Annotated in this window: 20 protein-coding genes; 5 read left to right on the top strand and 15 right to left on the bottom strand. The window is 56.6% G+C overall.

Going from position 1 to position 21597, the window contains the following annotated elements; genetic code table 11:
• Positions 1-95 precede the first annotated feature (95 nt).
• Positions 96-554 (bottom strand): xanthine phosphoribosyltransferase, encoded by a 459-nt coding sequence (gene gpt, locus WFN75_RS00180; protein ID WP_040077024.1) that lies wholly within the window; start codon positions 552-554, stop codon positions 96-98.
• 257 nt (positions 555-811) lie between these two features.
• On the opposite strand from gpt, the gene pepD reads away from it, so the two are divergent.
• A complete protein-coding gene (gene pepD, locus WFN75_RS00175; RefSeq protein ID WP_046886715.1) occupies positions 812-2269 on the top strand; it encodes a cytosol nonspecific dipeptidase in 1458 nt (485 codons plus the stop codon).
• A gap of 41 nt (positions 2270-2310) precedes the next feature.
• On the opposite strand, the gene dinB is transcribed toward pepD, so the two are convergent.
• On the bottom strand, positions 2311-3369 hold the full coding sequence (gene dinB / locus WFN75_RS00170; RefSeq protein WP_336995404.1) for a DNA polymerase IV: 1059 nt from the start codon (positions 3367-3369) through the stop codon (positions 2311-2313).
• Between the two features lie 157 nt (positions 3370-3526).
• On the opposite strand from dinB, the gene WFN75_RS00165 reads away from it, so the two are divergent.
• Positions 3527-4372 (top strand): glycerophosphodiester phosphodiesterase family protein, encoded by an 846-nt coding sequence (locus WFN75_RS00165; RefSeq protein WP_263616459.1) that lies wholly within the window; start codon positions 3527-3529, stop codon positions 4370-4372.
• A gap of 34 nt (positions 4373-4406) precedes the next feature.
• On the opposite strand, the gene nqrM is transcribed toward WFN75_RS00165, so the two are convergent.
• From nqrM to WFN75_RS00130, 7 genes are read right to left on the bottom strand one after another with little or no spacing between them, the layout of a single operon-like run.
• The gene (nqrM, locus tag WFN75_RS00160) at positions 4407-4619 is read right to left on the bottom strand and encodes a (Na+)-NQR maturation NqrM (protein WP_046886712.1); all 213 of its coding nucleotides are present in this window, start codon (positions 4617-4619) and stop codon (positions 4407-4409) included.
• Between the two features lies 1 nt (position 4620).
• On the bottom strand, positions 4621-5844 hold the full coding sequence (gene nqrF, locus WFN75_RS00155) for an NADH:ubiquinone reductase (Na(+)-transporting) subunit F (protein ID WP_336995403.1): 1224 nt from the start codon (positions 5842-5844) through the stop codon (positions 4621-4623).
• Between the two features lie 11 nt (positions 5845-5855).
• Positions 5856-6452, bottom strand: a complete 597-nt coding sequence (gene nqrE / locus WFN75_RS00150) for an NADH:ubiquinone reductase (Na(+)-transporting) subunit E (protein WP_046886710.1) — start codon at positions 6450-6452, stop codon at positions 5856-5858.
• Between the two features lie 6 nt (positions 6453-6458).
• A complete protein-coding gene (locus WFN75_RS00145) occupies positions 6459-7097 on the bottom strand; it encodes an NADH:ubiquinone reductase (Na(+)-transporting) subunit D (RefSeq protein WP_032616678.1) in 639 nt (212 codons plus the stop codon).
• Positions 7090-7884 carry a Na(+)-translocating NADH-quinone reductase subunit C gene (locus tag WFN75_RS00140; RefSeq protein WP_336995402.1) on the bottom strand — a complete coding sequence of 265 codons (795 nt, stop codon included), beginning with the start codon at positions 7882-7884 and terminating at the stop codon, positions 7090-7092. The genes WFN75_RS00145 and WFN75_RS00140 overlap by 8 nt, the downstream gene beginning before the upstream one ends.
• Positions 7877-9115, bottom strand: coding sequence for an NADH:ubiquinone reductase (Na(+)-transporting) subunit B (locus WFN75_RS00135; RefSeq protein WP_336995401.1), 1239 nt, complete (start codon positions 9113-9115; stop codon positions 7877-7879). Before WFN75_RS00135 ends, WFN75_RS00140 begins: the two co-directional genes overlap by 8 nt.
• 3 nt (positions 9116-9118) lie before the next feature.
• A complete protein-coding gene (locus WFN75_RS00130) occupies positions 9119-10462 on the bottom strand; it encodes a Na(+)-translocating NADH-quinone reductase subunit A (protein ID WP_212477121.1) in 1344 nt (447 codons plus the stop codon).
• Positions 10463-10885: 423 nt separating this feature from the next.
• On the opposite strand from WFN75_RS00130, the gene dpaA reads away from it, so the two are divergent.
• The gene (gene dpaA / locus WFN75_RS00125; RefSeq protein WP_040077036.1) at positions 10886-11626 is read left to right on the top strand and encodes a peptidoglycan meso-diaminopimelic acid protein amidase; all 741 of its coding nucleotides are present in this window, start codon (positions 10886-10888) and stop codon (positions 11624-11626) included.
• Here the strand turns inward: dpaA and WFN75_RS00120 are convergent.
• Together WFN75_RS00120 and lpcA are read right to left on the bottom strand one after the other, a co-directional pair.
• Positions 11597-12364 (bottom strand): class II glutamine amidotransferase, encoded by a 768-nt coding sequence (locus WFN75_RS00120; RefSeq protein ID WP_040077037.1) that lies wholly within the window; start codon positions 12362-12364, stop codon positions 11597-11599. The genes dpaA and WFN75_RS00120 overlap by 30 nt on opposite strands.
• 46 nt (positions 12365-12410) lie before the next feature.
• A complete protein-coding gene (gene lpcA / locus WFN75_RS00115; RefSeq protein ID WP_040077038.1) occupies positions 12411-12989 on the bottom strand; it encodes a D-sedoheptulose 7-phosphate isomerase in 579 nt (192 codons plus the stop codon).
• A 238-nt stretch (positions 12990-13227) separates the two neighbouring features.
• Here lpcA and fadE point away from each other — a divergent pair, with 238 nt between their 5' ends.
• Both fadE and WFN75_RS00105 read left to right on the top strand, forming a co-directional pair.
• Complete coding sequence (gene fadE / locus WFN75_RS00110) at positions 13228-15672, top strand: acyl-CoA dehydrogenase FadE (RefSeq protein WP_040077039.1); 2445 nt, start codon at positions 13228-13230, stop codon at positions 15670-15672.
• A 108-nt stretch (positions 15673-15780) separates the two neighbouring features.
• Complete coding sequence (locus WFN75_RS00105; RefSeq protein WP_336995400.1) at positions 15781-16551, top strand: amidohydrolase; 771 nt, start codon at positions 15781-15783, stop codon at positions 16549-16551.
• 79 nt (positions 16552-16630) lie between these two features.
• Here WFN75_RS00105 and WFN75_RS00100 read toward each other — a convergent pair whose 3' ends face one another.
• Genes WFN75_RS00100 through WFN75_RS00085 form a run of 4 tightly spaced genes read right to left on the bottom strand, consistent with a single transcriptional unit; the run spans position 16631 to position 21597 of the window.
• Positions 16631-18232, bottom strand: coding sequence for a gamma-glutamyltransferase family protein (locus WFN75_RS00100; RefSeq protein ID WP_336996212.1), 1602 nt, complete (start codon positions 18230-18232; stop codon positions 16631-16633).
• A 9-nt stretch (positions 18233-18241) separates the two neighbouring features.
• A complete protein-coding gene (locus WFN75_RS00095) occupies positions 18242-19117 on the bottom strand; it encodes an ABC transporter permease (RefSeq protein WP_212477124.1) in 876 nt (291 codons plus the stop codon).
• 2 nt (positions 19118-19119) lie between these two features.
• Positions 19120-20061: an ABC transporter permease gene (locus WFN75_RS00090; protein ID WP_040077043.1), complete on the bottom strand. Its 942-nt coding sequence runs from the start codon at positions 20059-20061 to the stop codon at positions 19120-19122.
• Between the two features lie 21 nt (positions 20062-20082).
• A complete protein-coding gene (locus WFN75_RS00085; RefSeq protein ID WP_336995399.1) occupies positions 20083-21597 on the bottom strand; it encodes an ABC transporter substrate-binding protein in 1515 nt (504 codons plus the stop codon).

The following is a 21597-nucleotide window of genomic DNA, read 5'->3' as shown; positions in this document are numbered from 1 at the left end:
CGCGCTGCCTCTAGAGATACGTCAGAGAAGGCTATTGTAACGTGCTACAGGCAAAAACAATAACGCCCGGCGTCACCGGGCGTTAAAAAGAGGATTTAGCGGCCTGAAATAGGCGGTACGAAGACCACGCCCATATCCCATGGCTGCTCAATCCAGGTATCTTGCGGGATATCAATCACATAATCATCAACCAGTGGTTTACCCGCCGGTTTTGCGAAGATAGTGACGAAATGCGCTTTTGGATACATTTCGCGAATAGCGACCGCGGTGCCACCGGTATCGACCAGATCGTCAATAACGATAAAGCCTTCGCCATCACCTTCGGCGCGCTTGAGTACTGTCAGCTCACGCTGGTTGTCATGGTCGTAGCTTGAGATGCAGACGGTATCGACATGACGAATACCCAGCTCACGTGCCAGCAGCGCCCCCGGTACCAAACCGCCACGGCTAACGGCGATAATGCCTTTCCACTGTTCGGAAGGCATCAGGCGCGCAGCCAGTTTGCGTGCGTGAATCTGCAACATGTCCCAGGTGACGACGTATTTTTCGCTCATGTGAAGTGTCCCAGCCTGTTTGTATACGGCTTAAAAAAATGAGGGGTGAACCAGGTTGCGCGAGATTATAGAGATCTGACGCACTAAAAACCAGTGTTAAGCGGCATGGGGTGGAGTTTTTGCATGCTTAATACTATGCGTCGCCAGAGAAAGTGGTATTCTCAACCGCATCTCGCAAGTCTGACTTGTGGTGACTCTAAACCTGCTAACCCCGTGTCCTGCATCCCTGTTGCAGGATATCGACAAGGAGACTCATAGTGTCTGAACTGTCTCAACTATCTCCACAACCGCTGTGGGATATTTTTGCCAAAATCTGCTCCATTCCTCACCCTTCCTATCACGAAGAACAGCTTGCCGAACACATCATGGGCTGGGCGAAGGAAAAAGGGCTGCACGCCGAGCGCGACCAGGTTGGTAACATTCTGATCCGTAAACCTGCCACCAAAGGCATGGAAAACCGCAAAGCAGTTGTACTGCAAGCGCACCTGGACATGGTTCCACAGAAAAACAACGACACCGTCCACGACTTCACTAAAGATCCGATTCAGCCGTACATCGACGGCGAGTGGGTTAAAGCGCGCGGCACCACGCTGGGCGCGGATAACGGTATCGGCATGGCCTCTGCCCTGGCCGTACTGGCTGATGACAGCGTTGAGCATGGCCCGCTGGAAGTGTTGCTGACCATGACGGAAGAAGCGGGTATGGACGGCGCATTTGGTCTGCAGGCGAACTGGCTGCAGGCAGATATCCTGATCAACACCGACTCCGAAGAAGAGGGTGAGATCTACATGGGTTGCGCTGGCGGTATCGATTTCATCGCCACCCTGCCGCTGACCCGTGAAGCGGTACCCGCCAATTTCCAGACCTTTAAGCTGACCCTGAAAGGGCTGAAAGGTGGCCACTCCGGCGGCGATATTCACCTGGGCCTGGGCAATGCGAACAAACTGCTGGCACGCTTCCTGGCAGGCCACGCGGCCGAACTGGATCTGCGCCTTGTCGATTTCAATGGCGGCACCCTGCGTAACGCCATCCCGCGCGAAGCCTTCGCCACCGTCGCCGTTGCGGCTGACAAAGCCGACGCGCTGAAAAACCAGGCGAACGTTTATCTGGATATCCTGAAAAACGAACTCTCGGTGAAAGAGAAGAACCTGACCGTGGTGCTCGAAGCCGTCTCCAGCGACAAAGCGGCGCTGACTACCGCATCCCGTGACGCCTTTGTTCAGTTGCTGAATGCCACACCAAACGGCGTGATCCGTAACTCCGACGTCGCGAAAGGGGTGGTGGAAACCTCCCTGAACGTGGGCGTGGTGACCATGAGCGACGACAGCGCAGAAATCATCTGCCTGATCCGTTCACTTATCGACAGCGGTAAAGAGTACGTTGTGAGTATGCTGGAGTCGCTGGGCGCCCTGGCCGGAGCGAAAACATCCGCAAAAGGCAGCTATCCAGGCTGGCAGCCGGACGCAAGCTCGCCGGTAATGGCCCTGGTTCGTGAAACCTACCAGCGTCTGTTCAACAGCACCCCGAACATTCAGGTGATTCACGCCGGTCTGGAGTGCGGTCTGTTTAAAAAACCGTACCCGGATATGGACATGGTGTCTATCGGCCCAACCATTACGGGTCCGCACTCGCCAGACGAGCAAGTTCATATTGAAAGCGTGGGCCACTACTGGACCCTGCTGACAGAACTGCTGAAAGCCATCCCGGCGAAGTAAGCATTTCTGCTCGCCATCCAGCCCGGCTCCGCCGGGCTTTTTTATAACCCCAGCAACAGCTGCCGCTCTAATTGCGGATCCAATAGCGTGACGTGTAAACCCACCAGCCGTACGCCCCGCCCTGCCCGACGCTCTGCCCAGGTTTTCTTCGCGGTGGCGACAAGGTCGTCTTTGTTGAGACGCGGCCAGACGTGCTCCTGGGTCGTCTGCTGAAAATCGTTAAATTTAAGTTTGACCCCCTGACGGGCAATCAACAGGTCTGGCTTCACTTTCGCCAGTCGCCGCTCTAGCTCGGGATAGAGCTGTTCGGTAATGATTTTTTCACACTCCGCCCAGTCATGAATGTCATCAATCAAGGTGCGCTCCACACCAACCGATTTTCGCAGCCGCTCGCTGTTAACGTCGCGATCGTCAATCCCCTGGCTTCGCTCCCACAACACCCGGCCAAATTTACCGAACCGCTTAAGGAGCATAGCAAGATCGCTATTTTGCACATCTTCGCAGGTGCGAAGCCCCATGCTCTCCAGCTTTGCCGCAGAGACTTTGCCCACCCCGGGGATTTTACTGAGCGACAGGGTTTTTAAGAACACCGGGACGTCATCGGGCGTGATCACATACTGACCGTTGGGCTTATTAAGATCGGACGCGATCTTGGCCAGAAATTTTACCGGCGCCACCCCCGCCGAGGCGGTGAGGTTGAGTTCGTTGGAGATGGTTTGGCGAATCTCCTGCGCCATCAACGTTGCCGAGCCGTGGCAATGCAGGCTTTCCGTAACGTCGAGATAGGCTTCGTCAAGCGACAGGGGCTCAATGAGAGAGGTGTAGCGGGAGAAGATATCGCGAATATGCAGCGACGCTTCTTTGTAGGCCTCAAAGCGACCCGGCAACAGGGTTAAGTGGGGGCATAGCTTCAGGGCCATCGCCGTAGGCATGGCGCTGCGCACGCCAAATTTGCGCGCCGGGTAATTTGCCGTGCTGATGACGCCCCGCTTTACGCGGCTGCCGCCGATAGCGATGGGGATATCCCGCAGCGCCGGATTGTCCCGCATCTCTACCGCAGCAAAAAAGCAGTCCATATCGACATGAATGATTTTGCGCATTCCATTCACCATACCTGTAATTGCATACAGTATAACAAACAACATTTAATGCGACAGCCGTTTTAGCGTCTCATTACCGTCATACGGCTATGTTAAAAAGAGAATCCTATAAAAACCTTATAATTCATTACGTTAAAAAATCTCTGGAGATCGTTTCATGAACAAACGGATTGCCGCCTCGCTGCTGTTTCTCAGCACCTCGCTCTGGGCCAGCCCAGAAATCATTGCGCATCGTGGCGGCACGGGCGACGCGCCAGAAAATACCCTGCCGGCCATTAAGCTGGCGCTGCAAAATCAGGCTCAGGCCATCTGGATAACCGTACAGCTTAGCCGTGACGGCGTGCCGGTGCTTTATCGTCCCAGCGACCTGCAGGCGTTAACGTCAATGAAGGGAAAAGTTTCTGCCTACACCGCTGCCGAGCTTACGACCTTTAATGCCGGTACCAAATGGAAAGAGACGATTGCAAATGCCACCATCCCGACGCTAAAAGCCGTACTGGAACAGTGGCCAGAGACCCGGTTCTTTATTGATATTAAATCGCCGGATGCGGCGCCGGAGGAGATGGCGAAACAGTTGACGGCCACCCTGCAAGAGACGAACAGCTTACAGCGGGTTCGCGTTTATTCCACGGAAGATCGTTACCTGGACGCATTGCCGCCTACGGTACCGCGCTTTGTGACCCGCAGTGAAACCCGGACTCGTCTGGCAAACATTTCGCTGAATCATCTGTGCGATGCCCCAGCCAAAACCATGGATGAATACTGGTATGGCCTGGAGCTTAACCGTAAGGTTGAGATAGTCGAAAAATTCACGCTTGGCGAAGGCATTTCGCCGGCGACGCTGACGTGGGACAAAGAGGCGATGACCTGTTTCCGTTCGCAGGGGAATGCGCACATTATTTTACTGGGCATCAACGCCAGCAAAGATTTCCAGACTGCAAAAATGCTGGGTGCCGACGGTGTCGTGGTCGATTCCCCTGCGCAGGCCAGCCAGTGGCATTAATCGTTAATCAGGCCGCGAGCGCGGCCTGATGATTTTAGAGTATTCTGCCCTGCTGACGCCGGGCATCACGTTCCATCCGTTTTTTCCGCGCATCGCACGGTTCCGGGCAGTCGCACACTTTCTCCATGCCCAGGGAGGAGATCCCACCGCAGCTGCCCTGCAGGCTTTTACGCTTGATGATCCAGCCGAGCGACATGGCAAAGATAACCAGCACAAATACCGCAAAGGTGGCGATAAAAACAAACATATCAGCCTCCGAAGTCGTCCAGCATGATGTTCTCATCCTCCACGCCAAGATCTTTCAGCATCCTGATAACCGCCGCGTTCATCACCGGTGGACCGCACATGTAGAACTCGCAGTCTTCCGGCGCGGCATGGTTCTTGAGGTAGTTCTCATACAGCACGTTGTGAATGAAGCCGGTATAGCCCGTCCAGTTATCTTCCGGCTGCGGATCGGAGAGCGCAACGTGGAAGCTGAAGTTAGGATTTTCTCGCGCCAGCTGTTCAAACTCGTCATCGTAGAACATCTCACGCCGCGAACGGGCACCGTACCAGAAGCTGATTTTACGCTTACTGCCAAGACGCTTTAGCTGATCGAAGATATGTGAGCGCATCGGCGCCATGCCTGCACCGCCGCCGATAAAGACCATTTCGGCCTCGCTCTCTTTGGCAAAGAACTCGCCAAACGGACCGGAAATCGTGACGTTATCGCCCGCTTTCAGCGACCAGATATAGGAGGACATAATTCCCGGCGGCGCATCAGGCACGCCCGGGGGCGGCGTGGCGATACGCACATTGAGCATGATGATGCCCTTCTCGTCCGGATAGTTGGCCATGGAGTACGCCCGCAGCGTGGGCTCTTTGACCTCAGAGACGAAGCGGAAAAGATTAAATTTATCCCAGTCCGCACGGTACTCGTCAGGCACATCAAAATCGGCGTAAGCCACGGTGTGTTCGGGACATTCGATTTGAATATAACCCCCTGCACGGAAGGGAACATCTTCGCCTTCCGGTACCCGTAGCTTCAGCTCCTTGATAAAGGTGGCTTTGTTATCGTTGGAGATCACTTCACACTGCCACTTCTTAACGCCGAAAATCTCTTCAGGCAGTTCGATTTTCATGTTCTGGCGCACCGCCACCTGGCAGGCCAGACGACATCCCTCTTTCGCCTCGCGCTTACTGATATGCGCAAGCTCGGTGGGGAGGATGTCACCGCCCCCCTCTTTCACGACAACCCGGCACTGTCCGCAGGAGCCGCCGCCGCCGCAGGCGGAGGAGACAAAAATGCCGTTGCCGGAGAGCGTATTGAGCAGCTTATCACCCGCCGCGGTGCGAATCTGTTTGTCCGCTTCATCGTTAATATCGATCGTGACATCACCGGCATTAACCAGCTTCGCACGCGCCACCAGAATCAACCCGGACAGCATCAGAACGATGAGCGTAAACATCACGACGCCAAGAATAATTTCCATTTATTAAGCCCTTATAGCTGCACACCGGAGAAGGACATAAAGCCCAGCGCCATTAAACCGGTGGTGATAAAGGTGATCCCTAAGCCGCGCAGACCGGCCGGCACGTTAGCGTATTTCATTTTTTCGCGGATCCCTGCCATGGTGACAATCGCCAGCATCCAGCCAATACCCGAGCCAAATCCGTACACGACCGACTCGGTGAAGTTGTAATCACGCTGAACCATAAATGACACCCCGCCAAAGATGGCGCAGTTCACCGCAATCAACGGCAGGAAGATCCCCAGCGCGTTGTAAAGGGATGGAAAGTATTTATCGAGGATCATCTCCAGAATCTGCACCAGCGCAGCAATCACGCCAATAAAGGTAATAAAGTTGAGGAAGCTGAGATCCACCCCTTCCACCAGCGCACCGTCGCGCAGCACCAGGTTGAAGACCAGATTGTTAATCGGGACCGACAACCCCAGCACCACCGTCACGGCCACGCCAAGACCAAACGCGGTCGATACCTTTTTGGAGACGGCAAGAAAGGTACACATCCCGAGGAAGAACGCGAGCGCCATGTTTTCGACAAACACCGCGCGCACAAACAAACTAAGGTAATGAGCCATTGTCGGTTACTCCTTTTCCTGCTGCTCCGGGCGCCAGGTTCTCACCGCCCAGATCAACAAACCGATAATGAAGAAGGCGCTTGGCGCCAGCAAAAACAGGCCATTCGGCAGGTACCAGCCACCGTTTTGCACGGTATCCAGTACCGTAATCCCAAACAGTTTTCCGCTGCCAATCAGCTCTCGCAGGAAGCCCACGGTCAGCAGAATCACCCCGTAACCGAGGCCGTTGCCAATGCCATCCATAAAGCTTGCCAACGGCGGCATTTTCATGGCGTAGGCTTCAGCCCGGCCCATCACAATACAGTTGGTGATGATCAAGCCGACAAACACCGACAGCTGTTTCGAGGTTTCATAGGCGAAGGCGCGTAACAGTTGATCCACCACGATCACCAGCGAGGCGATGATCGCCATCTGCACAATAATGCGTACGCTGTTGGGGATATGGTGGCGAATCATCGAGATAAACATGCTGGAGAACGCCGTCACCAGCGTCACCGCCAGAGTCATGACCACCGCCGTTTCCAGTTTTGTGGTCACCGCCAGCGCCGAGCAGACCCCCAGCACCTGCAGGGTGATAGGGTTATTGGCAATCAACGGCCCAATCAAAACCCGTTTGACTTCTTTCAGCTCGCCCGCGTCAGCCATGATTCAGCTCTCCTTCACGTACTTTTTTAAGAAAGGGCCCAAAACCCAGTTCGCCCATCCAGAAATCGAAACTGTGTTGTACGCCGTTCGAGGTGAGCGTGGCGCCAGAAAGGCCATCTACCGCGTACTCGTCGCCTTGCCGCGCAGCGCCTTTCATCACTTTCAGCGCCGGCTGCCCGTTATCGTCCAGCACTTTTTTGCCAATAAATTGCGCACGCCAGCCCGGGTTTTCGACTTCACCGCCCAGCCCCGGGGTTTCTCCCTGGTCGTACCAGGTGATGCCTTTAACGGTGCGACCATCGGTATCAAGGGCCACAAAGGCATACATCATTGACCACAGGCCGTTGCCATAGACCGGCAGAACCAGCTGCTGCACACGTTGTTGTTCATCGCGCACCAGGTAGATTTCAGCAACGTTGCTGCGACGCTTAATACCCGCCGGATCTTCGCTGGCCTCCAGTACCGTACTCATTTTGGGATCCTTTAGCGCCAGCCCCTGGTTATAGTTGTTTGGATCCTTGTCGAGTATCGCGCCGGTTTTTAGCTCCACCAGCTTCGGCGTGATACGCTCGGCAAAGGTCTGTGCGACCTCTTCAGCGCTCATCTCACCCTGCATGAGTCCCGTTACCGCCAGGATATTGCGCTGTTTGTCCAGGGCTCGCTGCTCCTGCTGGCGCGACTTCAGCCCTACGGCAGAGCCCGCCACCACAATGGAGCACACCAGGCACAGCACCAGCACCACCATCAAGGTCTTGCCGATGCTATCGTTATTTTTGTTCTCAGCCACGCGCCTTCCTCCGTCTGATGTTGGCCTGCGCCACCAGGTAGTCGAACAGCGGCGCGAACAGGTTGGCAAACAGGATCGCCAGCATCATCCCTTCCGGATAAGCCGGGTTGACCACGCGGATCAATACGCACATGGCACCGATCAGGATGCCGTAGCACCACTTCCCTTTGTCGGTAAATGAAGCCGAAACCGGATCGGTTGCCATAAACATCATGCCGAAGGCAAAACCGCCCAGTACCAGGTGCCAGTACCATGGCATAGAGAACATCGGGTTGGTGTCGGAACCTATCAGGTTAAAGAGCGAGGCGATGGCAATCATGCCGATCATGACCCCGGCCACGATGCGCCAGGAGGCGACGCGACCAAACAGAATGATGGCGCCGCCAATCAGGATCATCAGCGTTGATACTTCACCTATCGACCCCGGAATGGTGCCGATAAAGGCATCAAACCAGCTAACGGGCTGGCCGGTGGCGTTATTGACCAGCGTCTCACCGCCGTGTGCCGCCCACTGCGAAAGCGGCGTTGCGCCCGAGAAGCCGTCAGCCGCCGTCCAGACCAGGTCGCCAGAAATTTGGGCCGGATAGGCAAAGAAGAGAAAAGCACGGCCGGCCAGGGCCGGATTGAGGAAGTTACGTCCGGTGCCGCCGAAAAGTTCTTTCGCCATCACCACGCCAAAACTGATGCCCATCGCCGCCTGCCACAAAGGAAGCGTGGGGGGCACAATCAGGGCAAACAGAATTGAGGTGACGAAGAATCCCTCGTTAATCTCGTGCTTACGCACGATGGCAAACAGCACTTCCCAGAAGCCACCGACCAGGAAAACCGTCATATAAACAGGCAGGAAGTAGACGGCCCCCAGGGTCATCATGCTTATCCAGCCGGCATCGGCAGCAAAGCTCACGCCGAGCATCTGCGCCACGCGGTAGTGCCAGTCGCCCTGAATAACTTGCTGGAGTTGCTGGACGTCGTACAGATGGTGCAACGCCGGGATGGTTTGCAGGCCCACGTTGTACATGCCCCAGAACATCGCAGGGAAGACGGCAAACCAGACGAGGATCATCATCCTTTTGAGATCGATGGCATCGCGTACGTGCGCAGCCTCCTTCGTCACCTGACCCGGGGTGTAAAACACCGTTGTGGTCGCTTCAAACAGCGGGTAATACTTTTCCAGTTTGCCGCCATGCGTAAAGTGCGGCTCCAGTTTTTCAATGAGATGTTTCAGGCCCATCGGTTATCCTTCCTGCTCAATGCGGGTTAATACCTCGCGCAACACCGGTCCATATTCGTATTTTCCTGGGCAAACGTAGGTACAGAGCGCCAGATCTTCTTCATCCAGCTCCAGGCAGCCCAGCGCCTGCGCGCCGTCGGTATCACCGGCCAGCAAATCGCGCAGCAGCAGAGTGGGCAAAATATCGAGCGGCATTACTCGCTCGTAGTTGCCGATGGGAACCATGGCACGTTCGCCACCATGGGTAGACGTCGAGAAATTAAACAGCTTTTTACGCAGGAAATGGCCCAGGGTGGTGCGGGTGACGGAATGCTTCTCCGCGCCCGGCATCACCCAACCGAAAAGCTCTTTTTCACGCCCTTCCAGCACGACGCTGACCTGCAGATGAAAACGCCCGAGGTATGCCTGCGCACCTGTGGCATTTCTGCCGCTCAGCACCGAACCGGAGATGTGACGGTTTTCCCCATCCAGGGTCTCCTGGGCCAGCAGTTCGTTAAGATCGGCCCCCAGTTCGGTACGCACCAGTCGCGGCGTTTTCAGCTGTGGGCCGCCAAGCGCGATCACGCGTTCGCTGGAGAGCACCCCGGTGGTAAAGAGCTTACCGATGGCGATGACATCCTGATAATTGAGATGCCAGACCTGTTTTGTCAGGCTCACCGGCTCAAGGAAATGGATATGCGTACCCACCAGCCCGGCCGGATGCGGGCCAGCAAACGCATTAAAGGTCACTTGCCCCTGTGCATGACCGCCCAGCTTCCCGCCGCTGGCCTGGCAGACATGTACCCGCCCGTCGGTCAGACGCGTCAGTACCGTTAGCCCGGCATCAAAGTCCTGACGCTGGGCCAGAATAATCGGCTGCGGGTCAGCACTCAGGGGATGGGTGTCGATAGCGGTCACGAAAATGGCTGCCGGGACCGTATCGGGAACCGGCGTTTTACTGTAAGGACGCGTGCGTAGCGCCGTCCAGAGACCAGAAGCCAACAGTTGCGCTTGCACTGCCGAACGACTGAGCGTTGGCAGCTCAGCGAGCGGGTAGTGGGCGAACTCACGCTGGCTGTCGCCCTCAATGCGAATCACCACCGATTGCAGAACGCGCCGCTCGCCGCGATGAATAGCCACCACGGTGCCGCTGGCCGGGGCGGTAAAGAGCACGCCCGGGTTCTTTTTATCTTCGAACAGCGCCTGTCCTTTTACAACGCTGTCCCCCTCCTGTACCAGCATGGCAGGCCGCATCCCCACGTAGTCATCCCCCAGAACAGCGACATGATGCGGGCGCGAGCCTGGAGAGATCTGCTGCACTGGAATGCCGGAGATCGGCAAATCAAGTCCTTTTTTGATTCTTATCATAGTGTTAGCAATACCCATAAACGACCTGACCGGCCAACAAGCCAGACGGGTCAATAATCGATACACAGGAAGAAAGGGAGGGTTGAGGCACCCGGATAAGCGGCGGAGTTGAGCCAACTCCTGAGAAAAGCATCCTTTCTAATCCTTCGGTCTTAAGGCTGCCGAAGTGTACCATTTCCCGGGTTCAGGCGGCAGGAATTGCGGCGTCCCGGGCACTAAAATGCGAGCTAATGCGCAAAGTTTTCACAGCCATCGCAGACGAGATGGGCTATAACGTAAAACTATTTTGTAAACCCGCGCCCTGGATCTTGCGAAAAACTCCAGTGGTGCTAATGTGAGCGCTCCTAAATGCAGATAAATCTGATTTCGGGTCTCTTTTGCCGTCCTGGCAAGTTGGTTTAGTTTTATCAAGGAACATGTAGTATGCGCAAAATCGCATTGTTCATTGCGATGCTTCTGATTCCGTGCGTGTCATTTGCCGGGCTGCTTAGCAGCGATAGCTCGACAACGCCGGTCAGCAAAGAGTATAAGCAGCAGTTGATGGGGTCCCCTGTCTATATCCAGATCTTTAAAGAGGAGCGGACGCTCGATCTTTACGTGAAGATGGGTGAGACGTATCAGCTGCTCGACAGCTACAAAATCTGTAACTATTCCGGCGGTCTTGGTCCGAAACAGCGTCAGGGCGATTTTAAGAGTCCGGAAGGGTTCTATACCGTGCAGCGCAGCCAGCTCAAACCCGATAGCCGCTTCTATAAAGCGATCAATATCGGCTTCCCGAATCAGTACGACCGTGCGCATGGTTATGACGGCAAATACCTGATGATCCACGGTGCCTGCGTCTCAGTTGGCTGCTACGCCATGACCGACAGCGGAATTGATGAGATCTTCCAGTTTGTGACCGGCGCACTGGTGTTTGGCCAGCCTGGCGTTCAGGTGAGTATCTATCCGTTCCGCATGACCGATGCCAATATGCAGCGTCATAAATACTCTTATTACGCCGATTTCTGGAAACAGCTCAAACCGGGCTATGACTACTTCCAGCAAACGCGTAAGCCGCCGACCGTATCAGTCGTGGATGGCCGCTATGTGGTCAGCAAGCCGCTTAGCCACGAAGTGGTTCATCCACAGCTGGCGTCAAACTACGCGGTCCCCGAGGCAAAATAAGACCCACTCTCCTGGCATGATCTTTTGCCAGGACTCATTGCCCGTCAGCGGCTGAGTGGCGATCACCGTGACCACATCGTTGGGTGTGGTCTCGGTCTGAAAATCAATTTCCACATCCTGATCCAGCAGCTTTGCCACACCGAACGGCGCCCGACGGGTGATCCAGAAGAGGTTGGTAGAGCAAAACGCCATGACGTAACGCCCGTCCGACAGCAGCATATTAAATACCCCTTTCTCACGTAGCTCGGTGGCCAGCGAGGCGATGTATTTGAATACCGCGGTCATATTGCCTGGCGTGCGCGGGTAGCGCTCGGTCAGTTTGTGCAATAACCAGCAAAAAGCCTTTTCGCTGTCGGTTTCGCCCACCGGGCGGAAGTTGCCGGTTTCCAGCGATTTATAGCCCGACAGTTGCCCGTTATGCGCGTAAGTCCAGTTGCGTCCCCAGAGCTCGCGGGTAAAGGGGTGGGTATTTTCCAGCGCCACTTCGCCGCGATTTGCCTGGCGAATGTGGGCAATCACTGAGCAGGATTTTATCGGATAATCCTGCACCAGACGGGCTATAGGTGAGTTAAAGCTGGGTTGTGGATCCTTGAAGGTGCGACAGCCTTTGCCTTCATAGAAGGTAATACCCCAGCCGTCTTTATGCGGCCCGGTCCCTCCTCCGCGCTGCACCAGCCCGGTAAAACTAAAGCAGATATCGGTTGGCACATTGGCGCTCATCCCGAGCAGTTCGCACATACATGACCTCCACAACAGCGGGGACAATGATGCCCCCGGCGAAGATTTACTTAACCATCTCTTTTTCGATCAACTGAATCAGGATATGAATCACTTTAATGTGAATTTCCTGGATGCGGTCAGCATAGCCAAAGTGAGGAACGCGGATCTCGATGTCCGCCGTGCCGGCCATTTTGCCGCCATCTTTACCGGTCAGGGTGATGACTTTCATCCCTTTCGCCCGGGCCGCTTCAATCGCTTTGATGATGTTACCGGAGTTACCAGACGTGGAAATGCCCAACAGAACATCCCCTTCACGCCCCACCGCTTCAACATAGCGAGAGAAGACATAGTCGTAACCAAAGTCGTTGCTCACGCAGGAGATGTGGCTCACGTCGGAGATCGCAATCGCCGGGTAGCCCGGACGGTTTTCACGATAACGACCGGTCAGCTCTTCGGCGAAGTGCATGGCGTCACAATGTGAGCCACCGTTGCCGCAAGAGAGCACCTTACCGCCGTCTTTAAAGCTGTCGGCAAGCAGGACCGCCGCGCGCTGAATAGCGTGGATATTGGCTTCATCTTTCAGAAAGTTGGCCAGCGTTTCCGCCGCTTCGTTCAGTTCGTTACGAATAAGATCCTGGTACATGAGGATAATCCTTCAGTATTGATGAAATAACAGTGCGAGTGTAACGGATAGCGCGAAAAGCGAGAAGCTAAAGCCACACGATTCGTCGGCGGTTTTGATTTTTTGTGCCGGGTAAAACATGAACAATGTGAACCAGGTTGTAATTACTTTGTAAACACATTGCTAAAAGAAGTGACATCCACTACAACCATATCATCACAAGTGGTCAGACCTCCTACAAGCAAGGGAGCTTTTCTTTATGATGATTTTGAGTCTTATCGCAACCGTTGTTCTGATCGGTGCGCTCTTTTATCACCGCGTCAATTTGCTGCTGAGCAGCCTGATTTTACTGGCCTGGACTGCAGCGCTGGGGTTAGCTGGCCTGTGGAATATCTGGGTAGTACTGCCGCTGGCCATCATCCTGTTGCCATTCAATTTACCGTCGATGCGTAAGTCGATGATCTCTGCCCCGGTATTCCGCGGTTTCCGTAAAGTGATGCCGCCGATGTCCCGTACAGAGAAAGAGGCAATCGACGCCGGCACCACCTGGTGGGAAGGTGACCTCTTCCAGGGCAAGCCGGACTGGAAAAAACTGCACAACTATCCTCAGCCGCGTCTGACCGCAGAAGAGCAGGCCTTTATCGATGGCCCGGTAGAAGAAGCGTGCCGCATGGCAAACGACTTTGCTATCACCCATGAGATGGCCGATTTACCGCCTGAGCTGTGGGCATATCTGAAAGAACATCGCTTCTTCGCGATGATCATCAAAAAAGAGTACGGCGGTCTGGAGTTCTCGGCTTACGCGCAAGCCCGCGTGCTGCAAAAGCTGGCCGGGGTTTCGGGCATCCTGGCGATCACCGTCGGGGTACCTAACTCATTAGGCCCGGGTGAGCTGCTGCAACATTACGGTACGGAAGAGCAGAAAAATCACTATCTGCCGCGACTGGCCCGTGGCCAGGAGATCCCTTGCTTCGCATTGACCAGTCCGGAAGCGGGCTCCGATGCGGGCGCCATTCCGGATACCGGCGTGGTCTGCATGGGTGAGTGGCAGGGTGAGCAGGTGCTGGGTATGCGCCTGACCTGGAACAAGCGCTACATCACGCTGGCACCTATCGCCACCGTGCTGGGGCTGGCCTTTAAACTCTCTGACCCGGACAAACTGCTGGGCGGTGATGAAGAGCTGGGCATTACCTGTGCGCTGATCCCGACCTCCACGCCTGGCGTTGAAATTGGCCGCCGCCACTTCCCGCTGAACGTGCCGTTCCAGAACGGGCCGACGCGCGGGCAGGATATCTTTGTCCCGATTGATTACATTATTGGCGGTCCGAAAATGGCCGGTCAGGGCTGGCGTATGCTGGTGGAGTGTCTGTCGGTCGGGCGTGGTATTACCCTGCCGTCGAACTCTACCGGTGGCCTGAAATCGGTGGCGATGGGGATTGGTGCTTATGCGCATATCCGCCGTCAGTTCAAAATTGCCATCGGCAAGATGGAAGGTATCGAAGAGCCTCTGGCGCGTATCGCAGGCAATGCCTACGTGATGGACGCCGCGGCATCATTAATTACCTACGGCATCATGCTCGGCGAAAAACCGGCGGTGCTGTCGGCGATTGTGAAGTATCACTGTACCCACCGTGCGCAGCAGTCGATTATTGATGCGATGGATATCGCAGGCGGTAAAGGCATTATGCTCGGCGAAGGCAACTTCCTGGCGCGAGGCTATCAGGGTGCGCCTATTGCCATCACCGTAGAAGGGGCAAACATTCTGACCCGTAGCATGATGATCTTCGGCCAGGGGGCGATTCGTTGCCATCCTTATGTGCTGGAAGAGATGGCGGCGGCGCAGAACAACGATCTCGACGCGTTCGATAAGCTCTTCTTTAAACATATTGGTCACGTGGGAAGCAACGAAATGCGTAGCTTCTGGCTGGGTCTGACGCGCGGTCTCACCAGTGCCACCCCAACCGGCGATGCCACTAAACGTTACTACCAGCACCTTAACCGCCTGAGTGCTAACCTGGCGCTGCTCTCGGACGTCTCCATGGCCGTGCTGGGCGGAAGCCTGAAGCGTCGTGAACGCATCTCAGCCCGTCTGGGCGATGTGCTGAGCCAGATCTTCCTCGCCTCGGCGGTACTGAAACGCTACGACGATGAAGGCCGTCATGAAGCGGATCTGCCGCTGGTGCACTGGGGCGTACAGGATGCGCTTTATCAGGCAGAACAGGCCATTGATGATCTGCTGGCGAACTTCCCGAACCGCTTTGTGGCCGGTGCCCTGCGCGTGGTGATCTTCCCGACCGGACGTCACTACCTGGCGCCGAGCGATAAGCTGGATCATAAAGTGGCGAAGATCCTGCAAATACCGAGCGCAACCCGCTCCCGTATCGGCCGCGGTCAGTATCTGGCCCCGACGGAGCATAACCCGGTCGGTCTGCTGGAACAGGCGCTGCTGGATGTCATGGCGGCCGACCCGATTCACCAGAAAATCTGTAAACAGCTGGGCAAAAACCTGCCGTTTACCCGTCTGGATGAACTGGCTCAGCAGGCGATGGCGGGTGGGATCATCACCCCGGATGAAGCGGCTGTGCTGGTGAAAGCGGAAGAGAGTCGTCTGCGCAGTATCAACGTTGATGATTTCGATGCTGAAGAGCTGGCGACCCAGCCGGTAAAGCTGCCGGAGAAGGTCCGCAAGCCTGAAGCGGCGTAAGCCAAATCGGACCGACAAACCCCGCCCCGTGCGGGGTTTTTTATTGCCCCCATTTCGCCGGACCTCGTGCTACAGTGTTTTGATGCGGTCCTGTGAGGAGTCTTAACTGTGCCTGGTTTGAAAATTACGCTGTTACAACAACCCTTAGTCTGGATGGATGGCCCTGCCAACCTGCGTCATTTTGATCGTCAGCTGGAGGCGATTTCCGGTCGCGATATTATTGTGTTGCCGGAGATGTTTACCACCGGCTTTGCCATGGAAGCCGCGACAAAATCGCTGGCACAGGAAGAGGTCTTGGCCTGGATGCAGGCAAAGGCACAGCAAGCCAACGCGTTGATCGCAGGCAGCGCTGCCCTGCAAACTGAACGTGGCCCGGTAAACCGCTTCCTGCTGGTGGAGCCGGAAGGTCAGGTGCATTTCTACGACAAGCGCCACCTCTTCAGAATGGCCGATGAGCATCAGCATTACGAGGCGGGTAACGTGCGCGTGGTGTTTGAGTGGCGCGGCTGGCGTATTCTGCCGCTGGTCTGTTACGACCTGCGCTTCCCGGTCTGGTCACGTAACCGCGACGATTATGACCTTGCGCTGTATGTTGCCAACTGGCCCGCTCCGCGCTCGCTGCACTGGCAGGCTCTGCTGACCGCGCGGGCCATTGAAAACCAGGCCTGGGTCGCGGGATGTAACCGGGTAGGCACCGACGGCAATGGTCACCATTATCGTGGTGATAGCCGGGTGTTGAGCCCGCAGGGCGAGATCATTGCCACCGCCGAGCCACATCAGGCGACGCGCATTGACGCTGAGCTCTCGCTAACGGCGTTAAAAGAGTATCGGGAGAAGTTCCCTGCCTGGCAGGATGCGGATCCGTTTCGTATTGAGTGAGTTCTCCTCACCCTGACCCTCTCTCCAAAGGGGGGAGGGAACCGTGCAATGCCGTTCCTTCCCCCCCTAAGGACAGTCACTAACTCACTAACGCCTGCCCATCTTTGCGGCTCTCCGTCGCGGCAACATAGTGCCCCTCCGGCAGGCGATAGATCACCTGTGCGCCGCCAAAGTTGTACTCTTGCAGCGGATCCTCCACCACAATCTGATGCCCACGCGCACGCAGCGCGGCGATGGTATTGCGATCGAAGGTGGATTCGACGATCACCTCCCTGCCCTGCACTACGCGCCAGCGCGGCGCATCGATCGCGGCCTGCGGGTTCTGGCCGTGCAGCATAATTCGCAGCGCCATCTGCATATGCCCTTGCGCCTGCATCGGCCCGCCCATCACGCCAAAGGACATCAGCGGTTTCCCGTTGCCGTCCATCGCAAAGCCAGGAATGATGGTGTGGAACGGACGTTTGCTGCCCGCCAGCGTGTTCGGGTGTTTAGGATCCAGCACAAAGCCGCAACCGCGGTTTTGCAGGCTGATACCGGTATCTGGCACTACTACACCTGAGCCAAAGCCCATAAAGTTAGACTGGATGAACGAGACCATCATTCCGCTGGCGTCGGCCGTAGAAAGATAGACCGTGCCGCTCTGGGTCGGTGAACCGTAGACAAAGTCAGAGGCGTTATCCGGGTCGATTAGCGCGGCGCGTGATTTCAGATAATGGTCACTCAGCAGCTCTTTGGCGGCAAATTCCATATGCGCTTCATCGGCCACATAGCGGTCAAGATCCGCCAGTGCCAGCTTCATGGCCTCGATGGAGAGGTGCAGCGACTGCACGGAGTCCGGGTGATGCTTCTCAATGCCGCACTGCTCCAGAATGCCCAGCGCGATCAGCGTCGCAATGCCCTGCCCGTTAGGCGGTAACTCCTGAACGGAACCGCCGGCAAAATCACGTGACAGCAGCTCCACCCAATCCACGCGATGGTTGGCAAGATCGTCTTTCGTCAGGTGTGCGCCATGCTCGGTTGCAAAGGCGGCAATTTTCTCTGCCAGCTCGCCCCGGTAAAAGGCCTCGCCATTGGTTTTGGCAATCAGCTCCAGCGACTCCGCCTGCGCTGGATTGCGGAAGATCTCCCCCACGCGCGGCGCGCGGCCTTCCGGCGCGAAGCAGGCGCTAAAGCCGGGCTGATCTTTTAGTTTGTTGTAACCGCGCTGCCAGAGATGGCCAATCAGCGGCGATACCGGGAAGCCATTCCGCGCATATTCAATGGCAGGCTGTGCCAGCGTGGTGAGGGGCAGCGTGCCGAAACGCTCTGCCAGAGCGACCCAGCCGGAGACCGCGCCAGGCACGGTTACTGCATCCCAGCCCAGCTCGGGCATGGCGGTTTTCCCGGCAAAGAGATCCGCATGCCAGCTGGCCGGCGAGCGCCCGGAGGCGTTCAGACCATGCAGCTTTTCGCCATCCCAGATGATGGCGAAGGCGTCGCTGCCGATGCCGCAACCCGTTGGCTCCACCACGGTCAGCGCCATGGCGGTGGCGACCGCGGCATCGACCGCATTACCGCCCAGTTGCAGCATACGCATACCTGCCTGCGCCGCCAGCGGCTGTGACGTAGCCACCGCGTTATGTCCCATCATGGCCGGACGGCGAGAATCGTAACCGGTCGTAAAATCAAGCGCTTTGGTCATCATGACTCCTTAGTCGTGGCGCGGGTCGAGCGCATCGCGCAGGCCGTCACCGAGTAAATTAAAGCCCTGCACCGCCAGGAATATGGCGATCCCGGGAAAAACAGACATCCAGGGCGCCTGTTCAAGAAAACCTTTTGCCGTATTCAACATCGAGCCCCAGGAGGGGTTTGGCGGCTGCTGGCCCAACCCCAAAAACGAAAGGCTGGCTTCGGCAATAATCGCTGAAGCAATCGCCAGCGTGGCCTGCACCAGAATCGGCGACATCACGTTTGGCAGCACGTATTTGATGATGATCCAACGGTCCGGCAGGCCGATTGCCCGCGCGCCGTCGATGTACTCTTCGTTGCGAATAGCGATCACCTGGCCACGCGTCAGGCGAGCAAAAATCGGCATCGCCGAAAGACCGATGGCGATCATGGCGTTGGTCAGGCTCGGGCCTAAAAACGCCCCCAGCGCGATAGCCATGATCAGGAACGGGCAGGCCAGCAGCGCCTCGATAAAACGGGAGATGACGCCATCCCAGATCCCCTGAAAGTAGCCCGCCACCAGCCCCAGCGGGACGCCGATAACCACCGCAATCACCACCGAGACACAGCCCGCCATCAGCGAGGTACGCGCGCCCCAGATGATGCGTGACAGAATGTCGCGCCCCAGTTCGTCGGAGCCAAACCAGAACAGCTCCGACGGCGGCTTACGGACCGCGAGGAAGTTCGCTTTCACCGGATCGAACGGGGCAATCCAGGGTGCCAGCAGCGCAATCAGGACAAAGATCCCGACAACCACTGCCCCTATCACCGCACTTTTGTTGGCGAGAAATTTTTTCAGCACCCGGTTCTGCGCGCGGGGGGTGACGGCCGCAACGGATTGAGTAGTCAGTTCCGCCATAATTAACCTCGCATTTTCGGGTTGATAAGCACGTAGAGGACGTCCGCCAGCAGGTTCAGCATCAGGAAGCCGATAGCCACAATTAGCACCACGCCCTGCACTACCGCGTAGTCGCGGTTAAAGACAGAATCGACGATCATTTTGCCGAAGCCTGGAATAGTGAAGACCTGTTCGGTCAGGACCGCCCCGCCCAGCAACTCGCCAAACAACAGCGTGGTAAGGGTGATCACCGGCACTAGCGCGTTGCGGAATGCGTGCTTGAGGATCACCGCGTTGGGCAGCAGCCCTTTGGCCCGCGCGGTACGGATATAATCTGCCTTCAATACCGCGATCATCGAGGCTCGGGTATGGCGCATGAGCGTCGCCGCCAGGCCGGTACCCAGCACCGATGCAGGCAGCAGCAGCGTGCGCAGGTTCTGCAGGGGATCTTCGCTAAAGGGCACATAGCCTGAGGCGGGAAGCCACTGCAGATTGACCGAGAAGACCAGAATCAGCAGGATCCCCAGCCAGAAGTGCGGTATCGAGATCCCGGAGATCGCCACGAAGTTAGCCCCATGATCCACCCAGCTATTTTTATTCACCGCGGCAAGGATCCCCATGCTGATGCCAAACACCAGCGCGATGATCATCGCCAGCAGCGACAGCTCAAGAGTTACCGGCAACTTGCTGGCAATCAGCGTGGTAACCGGTTCATGGGTACGTAAGGAGACACCGAGGTCGCCCTGCAGCGCGCGGGTCAGCCAGTCGTAATACTGCACCGGTAGCGGTGCGTCGAGGTTTAACTCCGCGCGCAGTTGAGCGATGACCGCCGGGTCACGCTCCTCTCCCGCCATCGCAATCAGCGGGTCACCGGGCAGCAACTTTTGCAGCCCGAAGACCATCATGCTCACGAGCAGCAAGGTCGGTATGGCCAGCAGCAGGCGTTTGCAAATCAGTTCCAGCATGGTTTCTCCTCACGCCCTCAGTTATTTGGCCAGCGACAGGCCCGCCAGACGCACGATACCGTCCGGATAGGGCTTGAACCCCTGCACGTTCTTATTCAGACCGAAAATACGCGGTTCGAAATAGAGGTAGGCAATAGGCATATCGGTTTGCAGTTGCTTCACGACGTTGTTGTAGAGCGGCTGGCGTACTGCCGGGTCGTTGCTCAGACGTGCCTGCGCCAGCCACTCGTCTACCTGCGCGTTGCTGTAGCGCCCATCGTTGAGGTTGCCTTTGCTGTTGATGAAGCCATAAATGCTGCCATCGGGATCAGGACGGCCTGACCAGCCGGAGAAGCTCAGCTGATAATCGCCGCTCTGCTGGCGATCCAGTAACGTGGCGAACTCGGTCATTTGCAGATTGAGGTTAAAGCCCGCTTCCGCCACCATTGCCTGCAATACCTGGCCTACCTGCTGCGAGGTGGGGTTATTCGGCACCAGCAGATTGACGTTCAGCGGCGTGGTCACACCCGCGGCTTTCAGCAGCGCTTTGGCTTTTTCAACGTCGCGCGGCGGCACCGGCACCTTCACATGGTAAGGGCTGACTGGCGAGAACGCCTGGTTTGCTGGTGTGTAGAGTCCCTCGAACACCACCTGGTTCAGCGCATCGCGGTCAATCGCCTGTGAGAAGGCTTCACGCACGCGGGCATCCTGGAACGGATCGTTTTTCGGCACCTTGCCGTTATTGATGTTAAAAGTGATCCCCTGGTAGCCGAGGCCAGTGACCTTCGCCAGCGCCAGTTTGCTGTCGGCCTCAACGGTTTTTACATCGCTTGCGGCCACGCCTTCCGTAAGATCCAGATCGCCCGCGCGCAGGTTCGCCAGACGCACCGACGCATCCGGGATCGGCAGATAGATGATTTTGTCGAAGTGGTAGGCCTCTTTGTTCCAGTAATTATCGAAACGGCTCAGCACGATGCGATCCTGCGAGACGCGGCTGTCAAATTTATAGGGGCCAGAACAGACCGGATGCGCGGCGAAGTCGGGTTTCGCCGCGGCTTGCGGCGCCATCATTGCGCCGGCACGGTCGGTAAGCTGCATCAGCAGCGCCGCGTCCGGGGTCTTCAGGTGGATAGCAATCTGGGTTGGGCTTTTCACTTCCACCGACTCGATGGAGGAGATTTCGCTTTTGCGCAGAGAACCTTTCAGCGTGAGGGCGCGATCGAGGTTATATTTCGCCGCAGCCGCATCAAAATTTTCGCCATCGTGGAAGGTGACCCCTTCGCGCAGATTCATGGTCAGGGTTTTACCGTCTTCGCTCCATGTCCAGTCTTTTGCCAGCCCTGGCACCACTTTCAGGTGCTCGTCCACGTCCACCAGCCTGTCGCACAGCGAGGCGAAGACAAAGCGGCCATAATAGGTGCGCGCCAGGTGAGGATCGAGCATATCGGGATCGGCCCCGAGGCCGATGCGCAGCACGGTTTCAGACTGCGCAGGCAGCGCCGCGCCCAACAACATAACACTTCCCAGTACGGTCAAAAGAGAATTTCGCATTGTCAT

Source organism: Leclercia sp. UBA7405 (genome assembly GCF_037152215.1).
Taxonomy (GTDB): domain Bacteria; phylum Pseudomonadota; class Gammaproteobacteria; order Enterobacterales; family Enterobacteriaceae; genus Enterobacter; species Enterobacter pneumoniae.
Note: the sequence above shows the minus strand (reverse complement) of the source record. Positions and strands in the feature narration are given on the sequence as shown.

Bases quoted from the DNA above. Each gene is read 5' to 3' on its own strand.
- WFN75_RS00100 (WP_336996212.1), bottom strand. From the start codon at position 18,232: ATGACCAAAGCGCTTGATTTTACGACCGGTTACGATTCTCGCCGTCCG.
- dpaA (WP_040077036.1), top strand. From the start codon at position 10,886: ATGCGCAAAATCGCATTGTTCATTGCGATGCTTCTGATTCCGTGCGTG.
- WFN75_RS00095 (WP_212477124.1), bottom strand. From the start codon at position 19,117: ATGGCGGAACTGACTACTCAATCCGTTGCGGCCGTCACCCCCCGCGCG.
- fadE (WP_040077039.1), top strand. From the start codon at position 13,228: ATGATGATTTTGAGTCTTATCGCAACCGTTGTTCTGATCGGTGCGCTC.
- dinB (WP_336995404.1), bottom strand. From the start codon at position 3,369: ATGCGCAAAATCATTCATGTCGATATGGACTGCTTTTTTGCTGCGGTA.
- WFN75_RS00120 (WP_040077037.1), bottom strand. From the start codon at position 12,364: ATGTGCGAACTGCTCGGGATGAGCGCCAATGTGCCAACCGATATCTGC.
- nqrM (WP_046886712.1), bottom strand. From the start codon at position 4,619: ATGTTTGTTTTTATCGCCACCTTTGCGGTATTTGTGCTGGTTATCTTT.
- lpcA (WP_040077038.1), bottom strand. From the start codon at position 12,989: ATGTACCAGGATCTTATTCGTAACGAACTGAACGAAGCGGCGGAAACG.
- WFN75_RS00090 (WP_040077043.1), bottom strand. From the start codon at position 20,061: ATGCTGGAACTGATTTGCAAACGCCTGCTGCTGGCCATACCGACCTTG.
- WFN75_RS00085 (WP_336995399.1), bottom strand. From the start codon at position 21,597: ATGACAATGCGAAATTCTCTTTTGACCGTACTGGGAAGTGTTATGTTG.
- WFN75_RS00145 (WP_032616678.1), bottom strand. From the start codon at position 7,097: ATGGCTGACGCGGGCGAGCTGAAAGAAGTCAAACGGGTTTTGATTGGG.
- WFN75_RS00135 (WP_336995401.1), bottom strand. From the start codon at position 9,115: ATGGGCCTGAAACATCTCATTGAAAAACTGGAGCCGCACTTTACGCAT.
- nqrE (WP_046886710.1), bottom strand. From the start codon at position 6,452: ATGGCTCATTACCTTAGTTTGTTTGTGCGCGCGGTGTTTGTCGAAAAC.
- nqrF (WP_336995403.1), bottom strand. From the start codon at position 5,844: ATGGAAATTATTCTTGGCGTCGTGATGTTTACGCTCATCGTTCTGATG.
- WFN75_RS00130 (WP_212477121.1), bottom strand. From the start codon at position 10,462: ATGATAAGAATCAAAAAAGGACTTGATTTGCCGATCTCCGGCATTCCA.
- WFN75_RS00165 (WP_263616459.1), top strand. From the start codon at position 3,527: ATGAACAAACGGATTGCCGCCTCGCTGCTGTTTCTCAGCACCTCGCTC.
- gpt (WP_040077024.1), bottom strand. From the start codon at position 554: ATGAGCGAAAAATACGTCGTCACCTGGGACATGTTGCAGATTCACGCA.